Source organism: Moorena sp., assembly GCF_982860115.1.
Map to the genome: position 1 here is coordinate 53,914 of NZ_CEYLVT010000018.1, position 6,059 is coordinate 59,972.

At 42.9% G+C, this 6,059-nt stretch carries 6 protein-coding genes; 5 read left to right on the forward strand and 1 reads right to left on the reverse strand.

What is annotated here, in order from left to right:
- Nucleotides 1-476 precede the first annotated feature (476 nt).
- Entirely contained in the window at nucleotides 477-1,025 is a 549-nt protein-coding gene (locus tag AC4II3_RS05535) for an NUDIX hydrolase (protein WP_488006536.1), read from the forward strand.
- A 112-nt stretch (nucleotides 1,026-1,137) separates the two neighbouring features.
- On the opposite strand, the gene AC4II3_RS05540 is transcribed toward AC4II3_RS05535, so the two are convergent.
- The gene (locus AC4II3_RS05540; protein ID WP_488006534.1) at nucleotides 1,138-1,338 is read right to left on the reverse strand and encodes a hypothetical protein; all 201 of its coding nucleotides are present in this window, start codon (nucleotides 1,336-1,338) and stop codon (nucleotides 1,138-1,140) included.
- 469 nt (nucleotides 1,339-1,807) lie between these two features.
- Between AC4II3_RS05540 and AC4II3_RS05545 the strand changes: the two genes are divergently transcribed.
- From AC4II3_RS05545 to AC4II3_RS05560, 4 genes are all read left to right on the forward strand, one after another.
- Nucleotides 1,808-2,119, forward strand: coding sequence for a CU044_2847 family protein (locus AC4II3_RS05545; protein WP_488006532.1), 312 nt, complete (start codon nucleotides 1,808-1,810; stop codon nucleotides 2,117-2,119).
- Between the two features lie 125 nt (nucleotides 2,120-2,244).
- The gene (locus AC4II3_RS05550) at nucleotides 2,245-3,612 is read left to right on the forward strand and encodes a trypsin-like peptidase domain-containing protein (RefSeq protein ID WP_488006530.1); all 1,368 of its coding nucleotides are present in this window, start codon (nucleotides 2,245-2,247) and stop codon (nucleotides 3,610-3,612) included.
- Nucleotides 3,600-4,532: an AAA family ATPase gene (locus AC4II3_RS05555; protein WP_488006528.1), complete on the forward strand. Its 933-nt coding sequence runs from the start codon at nucleotides 3,600-3,602 to the stop codon at nucleotides 4,530-4,532. The genes AC4II3_RS05550 and AC4II3_RS05555 overlap by 13 nt, the downstream gene beginning before the upstream one ends.
- Nucleotides 4,529-5,887: a hypothetical protein gene (locus AC4II3_RS05560; protein WP_488006526.1), complete on the forward strand. Its 1,359-nt coding sequence runs from the start codon at nucleotides 4,529-4,531 to the stop codon at nucleotides 5,885-5,887. The genes AC4II3_RS05555 and AC4II3_RS05560 overlap by 4 nt, the downstream gene beginning before the upstream one ends.
- Nucleotides 5,888-6,059 lie beyond the last annotated feature (172 nt).

Below are 6,059 nucleotides of genomic sequence, written 5' to 3' on the forward strand. Positions count from 1 at the left end.
GGTTAGTTGGTGGAAGGTTGAAGGTTAGTTGGTGGAAGCTTGAAGGTTAGTTGGTGGAAGGTTGGAGGTTAGTTGGTGGAAGGTTGTTTAGTTGTTCGCGTAGCGTGGCCAAAGGCCAAGGTGAGTTGGTTGTTCGCCTGAGGCTTCCCTTGTAGGGTAGCTTGTTCGCGTAGCGTGGCCAATAGGCCAAGGTTATACTCTACTAAGTCTACTAGGACAATGATGAGGAATAGGTTTGCCAGATAACCGGTTCCGACAACGTTTAACCTCTAACCTACATACAACCTGTAACCCAATCTGTAACCTACCACCTGTAACCTACCACCTGTAACCTGTAACCTGTAACCTGTAACCTGTAACCTACCACCCGTAACCTGTAACCTGTAACCTGTAATCTGTAACCTTGGCCTATTGGCCACGCTACGCGAACACCCTTAATACTTTAACTGATAGTTTTGTCATTATTCAGTAATTCAATGAATTCAATAAAGCCATGGAAAACCCTTAAATCAAAGTTGGTTTTTGACAATAAATGGTGTCGAGTTAGGCAAGATGAAGTAGAATTGCCAAGTGGTGAAATTGTTGATGACTACTTCATCAATGTTAGACCGGATATTGTGCTGATACTGGCAATTACTTGCGATCGCAATGTTGTCTTTGTCCGTCAATATCGCCATGGAGTGGGAGAAATTTTATTGGAACTCCCTGGGGGTGGTTTCAACTCAAGGGAAGAAGATAGTCTAAAGGCAGCTGCTAGGGAATTAGAAGAAGAGACTGGTTATGTTTCCGAGCATATGGTTTCCTTAGCAACCTTATATGATAATCCGGTAAAAGATACCAATACAATTCATTTAATTATGGCGGAGCAAGCTCAACCATCGGGTATCCAAAATCTAGATATTACGGAAGAGGTGGAAATTGTTTTGGTACCTATAGACGAAGTTATGAAAAAAATTGAACAAGGAGAAATTTGTGTTTCCGGAACAATTGCTGCTTTGTTTTTAGGTTTGAAGTTTTTGTCGTAAATAGGTAAGCTTAAGCGCTACGCGCACGCTACGCGAACAGCTATCAGCTGTCAGCTGATAGCTTAATCCTTACTTGGGTGCAGCGCTATAGCATCACGAATCACCCAAATCCCTAAGAGTCTTCAGAGTCTTGTTCCATCGGCTTCCCTAAATCAAAAATAATAATAAATTGAGCATCGGGCATCAGTCGTTTCAGTGCCTGCAAGTGACCCTCTGCATCCGACCGCTTGCGGAACCGAGCCACAATCACTCGTTGCATTTTGGGCAATAACCGAACTATCACCCACGGATGAAGGCGTTCAGAATAGGACATAATTTATGTATCTCCTTAGATGGGGACCAAGAGCCAGCCGGAGACCCGCGAAAATCTGTGGGCTGGCTCTTCCCGTGGACGTTTAATGGCCACATTTTTATACTAACACAAAATAATCTTTTATTATAACATATTTTAAAAACTTTTGTAACAAATTTGTTAGGTAGTCGGGAGTCGGGAGTCGGGAGTCGGGAGTCGGGAATCGGCAATCGATGACTTTACAACCGAGATATAGATTTTGTTAACCTAATGAGGTACACATAATTTTTGTGCTGTTCCCTGTTCCCTGTTCCCTCTTACCTGCTCCCTGCTCCCTGCTCCCTGCTCCCTAAAAACCAGAAATTTGTACCTCACAAGTCGTATAATTGCTATATATATGATAGATAATAACTCAAAGCTGTTCGCGTAGCGTGCGCGTAGCGCTTAAGCTGATAACTTAACCTATATAAACTTAAGGTAGCAAATTGTAATGGCAACTAAACTGATTGAATTAGAAGATGGCACTTTAGTAGAAGTAGAAGTACCAGGGAATCAAGTCGAACCTATCGCTGGTGGTTTTGCTGATAAAGTTAGTGCTACTTTCGATAAGATTAGACCGCTCTTGGTGAAGACGTGCAAGCCCATTGCTCAGACTTGGAAAGAGCTGAATAAGGAGATGGATATTGAACAGGCTGAGGTAGAATTGGGGTTTAGTTTTGAAGGAGAAGGTAATTTATATATTACTAAGTCAACGGCAAATGCTAACCTGAAAGTGAAACTGGTACTGAAACCCAAAGATTAATTGATTAATTACTAGCAATTCCTATAGGAATTGTGATAATTTTTGATACCCTACTCCCTACTCCCTACTCCCTACTCCCTGTTCCCTATTCCCTGTTCCCTATTCCCTGTTCCCTTTCCTAAAGAATGACCCCAGAAGAACTACAGCAGTCAGTGGTTTTAATTACCAGTTGTGACCCTAAAATCACTGGTTTTGGCACTGGTTTTGTGATTCGCCAGGTTAGTGGCACCGCTTTCTTGTTGACTTGTGCTCATGTGGTGAAAGAGGTTGGTGGGCCAGAGAATGTCAAAGCTGATGGCATCCCTGGCACGGTGATTGCTTCTGGGGAAGATCATGGATTGGATTTGGCAGTGTTGAGAGTAGATGGACTTTGGAATAAGCCAGAATTACACCGAGAAGAAGGATTTGGTGAGAAGGGTAACTCTTTCCTAACTGCTGGCTTTCAATTATTTGCTAAGGACCATTTAATCCGACCACTGCACGGTACCCTAGGGGAGCAAGTGGGATTAGAGTTGAAACAATCAGGGGAAAGAATTCAAAGTTGGGATTTGCACATTGTTGATGACTATGGGCTACAGCGTGGTTATAGTGGTTCGCCGGTGGTGGATGAAGCTAGTGGTGAGCTTTTGGGAGTAGTTAGCCATCGACAAGGGGATGGTAAAACTGGTTTAGCCATATCCATTGGTGCCCTTGATAGAATTTGGCGGGTTTTAGATGGTGATCAGCTTTATAAGGTATTAGTAAAGCTTGGTTACGAGGACCAGGAACGCTTATTTTTTAGGTTAATCCGAACACAGTCTGTCGCGGCTTTTTTAATTCATGGCGATCCAGACTACGGACAACGTTGGTTATTGAATCGCTTAGTAGAAAAACATCTTCCTAATACTATTAATGGCAAAGTTATCAAAGTTAATTTAGCGAGAAAAGCTCGCAGAACGGATATCAAAACCCTTTGGCGTGAACTGGGTAATCAGGTTGGTTTGTGGAGAAAGGGAGCGTCAGTTACTGCTATTACTGAACGAGTTTATCGCTACTGGCAAACCCAGAATGTGCTACTGGTCTTCCATGATGTAAATGTGATGCCAGAAGCCTATTTAGATCAACTGATCCGTGAGTTCTGGACACCTTTGGCAACTAACGCTCGCCAGGTTAACCCTAGTGCCAGTCGCTTCAAATTATTGATGTTTTTAGTAGACTACGAAGGCACTGTGGGGAATTTGGATGCTATATTTTCTGATAAAATAGACCGTACTCAACCCCAGATGCCAGTCAAATCTCCCAAGATTAATCAATTTGATGAAGATGAATTGATTGACTGGATGATGCGAGAATCTGAGGAATTACCGATCGAATTTACCCATGAGGTCGATGAAACTGTTAAAGTCGTTCTAGAAAACAGTGATAATGGCATTCCCGAGTATGTACTGGCAGAAATATGCGATCGCTGTGGCGTTGATTGGTTTAATGACGTAAAGCAACGGTGGAGACTCTGAACAACCCAAAACCTGAATATACAGGTAATCCAGCACTACAACCGCAGCCTGGAGAACGAGACAGCAAGGGACAATTGTTGTACCCTTATCTACCTAGTCGGGAATTAATTGAAGCAGTTAATTTAGCGATCTACCTGGAACGCCCTTTGTTACTGAAAGGGGAACCGGGATGTGGTAAAACCCGCTTGGCTCATGCTGTGGCTTATGAACTAAACTTGTTGCCTTTGAGAGTCTGGGCTGTCAAATCCACTACTCGGGCAAAGGATGGTCTTTACACCTATGATACTGTGGCTCGTTTGCGGGATGCCCAGTTAGCCGCAACCGGCATGATTAAACCAGAGGATATCCCCCGTATTAGTAATCCCGAGACCTATGTACGTTGGGGTTCCTTAGGCAATGCGTTTCGGAGTGAAACCCTGACAGTGGTGTTAATTGATGAAATTGATAAGGCGGATATTGACTTTCCTAACGACTTATTAATGGAACTTGATCAACGCCAATTTACTGTAGATGAAACCGGTGAGGAAGTAATAGCCAACCAAGCCCCAATTGTTTTTATTACCAGCAATGACGAGAAAGATTTACCGGATGCTTTCTTACGGCGCTGTTTATTTCATTATGTTGAGTTTCCTTATCACCAGTTAATTGACATTCTTAATGCTCATTTTCCGAAATCACCGGAGATGCTAGTGAAGAAGACTGTAAGTCGCTTTCAGGAATTGCGTCGGGAAATGGAAAAGCATAAAGGGAATACTGGTAAAAAAGTTAGTACTAGCGAATTAATTGATTGGTTCAAGGTACTGCGCCGCCATCCCACCGATGAAATTTTGGCACAATTGGATGGAAAACTCCCCTATCCTGGTGTATTGCTGAAAAGCGTCAATGACCATATGCGCTATCTAAACCCAAAAAGGCTATGAAGGTCAATGACTTACCCCTAATGGAGTTGTTTGAAAAACTGCAAGACGCTGGCTTACCCTTGGGAATTGGTGAGTATGAAGCCTTATTGCGGGCATTGCAGGCTGGTTTTGGGATTCCAGACCGGGAAGCGTTGGCACGTTTGTGCTGTACCTTATGGGTGAAGTCGCAAGAAGAAAAGCATATTTTTGATAAGTACTTTGACGAATTTATTAAAGAATTTATTCCAACTAGTATAGCTTTAGATAATTTCGATACGTTGCCCAAAGGCGAGATTGAGAAAAAGCAAAATAACTATTTCCCAAGACTTGGTTATTGGTTAATAGGAGGAGTAATTCTTATTGGAATTGGCATTATTATAGGGAATTTCATTACTCCAAAGCAAACAAATCAGATAAACCCAGAAGCACAAAGCACACCAGAAAAACCAGCTCCAGAAAACCAAGATCCTAACGTTAACGCCCCTAATTTTATTCCAAATACTGGTGAAAATAATACGATATTTTTATTGAGTAATTGGCCAGTTATCCTAACTATAGGTGGAGGATATTTATTGACTATATGGGTATTTCGGGACATTATTAAATCTCGCAATCGTCCCCAAGAAACGCTGTTTAAGCCAGTACTAATCATTTCGGGAGTAGATGAAGTACAAATAGCGAAAACAGTAAGGCAGAGTTCTCGTAAGACTAAGCCAGGGTTTAGCGATCGCATTGTGATCACTACAGGATACTGTCCCGTTACCCGTAGGCAAATGAAACAAAGCTGGCGTTACTTGCGGGGTCTGGTCAGGGAAGGAGCTAAGACAGAACTAGACATCGAAGCAACCGTTAACCAGATTGGACGGCAAGGTCTATTGCTAGAGCCTGTCTTTATCTCCCCTAGGGTCAATCGTACGGAGCTATTACTGTTAATCGACCAAGGTGGCTCAATGATACCCTTTCATCGACTATCCCATCGGCTAACAGAAACTGCCTTACAAGCTGGACGCTGGGGTAAAACCACTATCTACTATTTTCACAATTGTCCAGTGGATTACCTCTATCACGACCGTGATCAGCTTGAAGCAGAATCCATTACCATGATTCTCTCCCAGCTTGCTGTGCAGTGGACTGTAGTTTTGATGTTTAGCGATGGTGGTGCTGCTCGTGGTGGACTTAACCCTCAGCGGATTGAATTGACCAAAGCCTTTCTAGGACAACTCAAACAGCACGTGCGTGCCATGGCTTGGCTTAATCCCATGCCGTGCAACCGTTGGAATGGGACAACTGCTGGTGAGATTAGACCCTTGCTACCAATGTTTGAATTCAGTCGCGAAGGTTTACAAAATGCAATAAATGTTTTGCGGGTTCGATGAGTAAACTGAAGGTATTTTGATTATAAATATATTAAGTTTATCTCCCATGAGCGACAAACCGATCCCCCTAAATCCCCCTTATCAAGGGGGACTTTGAGGTTTATAACCATACTTCATATGAGCGACAAACCGATCCCCCTAAATCCCCCTTATCAAGGGGGACTTTGAGGTT

Coding starts and splice junctions, on each gene's coding strand:
- AC4II3_RS05550 (WP_488006530.1), top strand. CDS start 2,245: ATGACCCCAGAAGAACTACAGCAGTCAGTGGTTTTAATTACCAGTTGT.
- AC4II3_RS05545 (WP_488006532.1), top strand. CDS start 1,808: ATGGCAACTAAACTGATTGAATTAGAAGATGGCACTTTAGTAGAAGTA.
- AC4II3_RS05540 (WP_488006534.1), bottom strand. CDS start 1,338: ATGTCCTATTCTGAACGCCTTCATCCGTGGGTGATAGTTCGGTTATTG.
- AC4II3_RS05560 (WP_488006526.1), top strand. CDS start 4,529: ATGAAGGTCAATGACTTACCCCTAATGGAGTTGTTTGAAAAACTGCAA.
- AC4II3_RS05535 (WP_488006536.1), top strand. CDS start 477: ATGAATTCAATAAAGCCATGGAAAACCCTTAAATCAAAGTTGGTTTTT.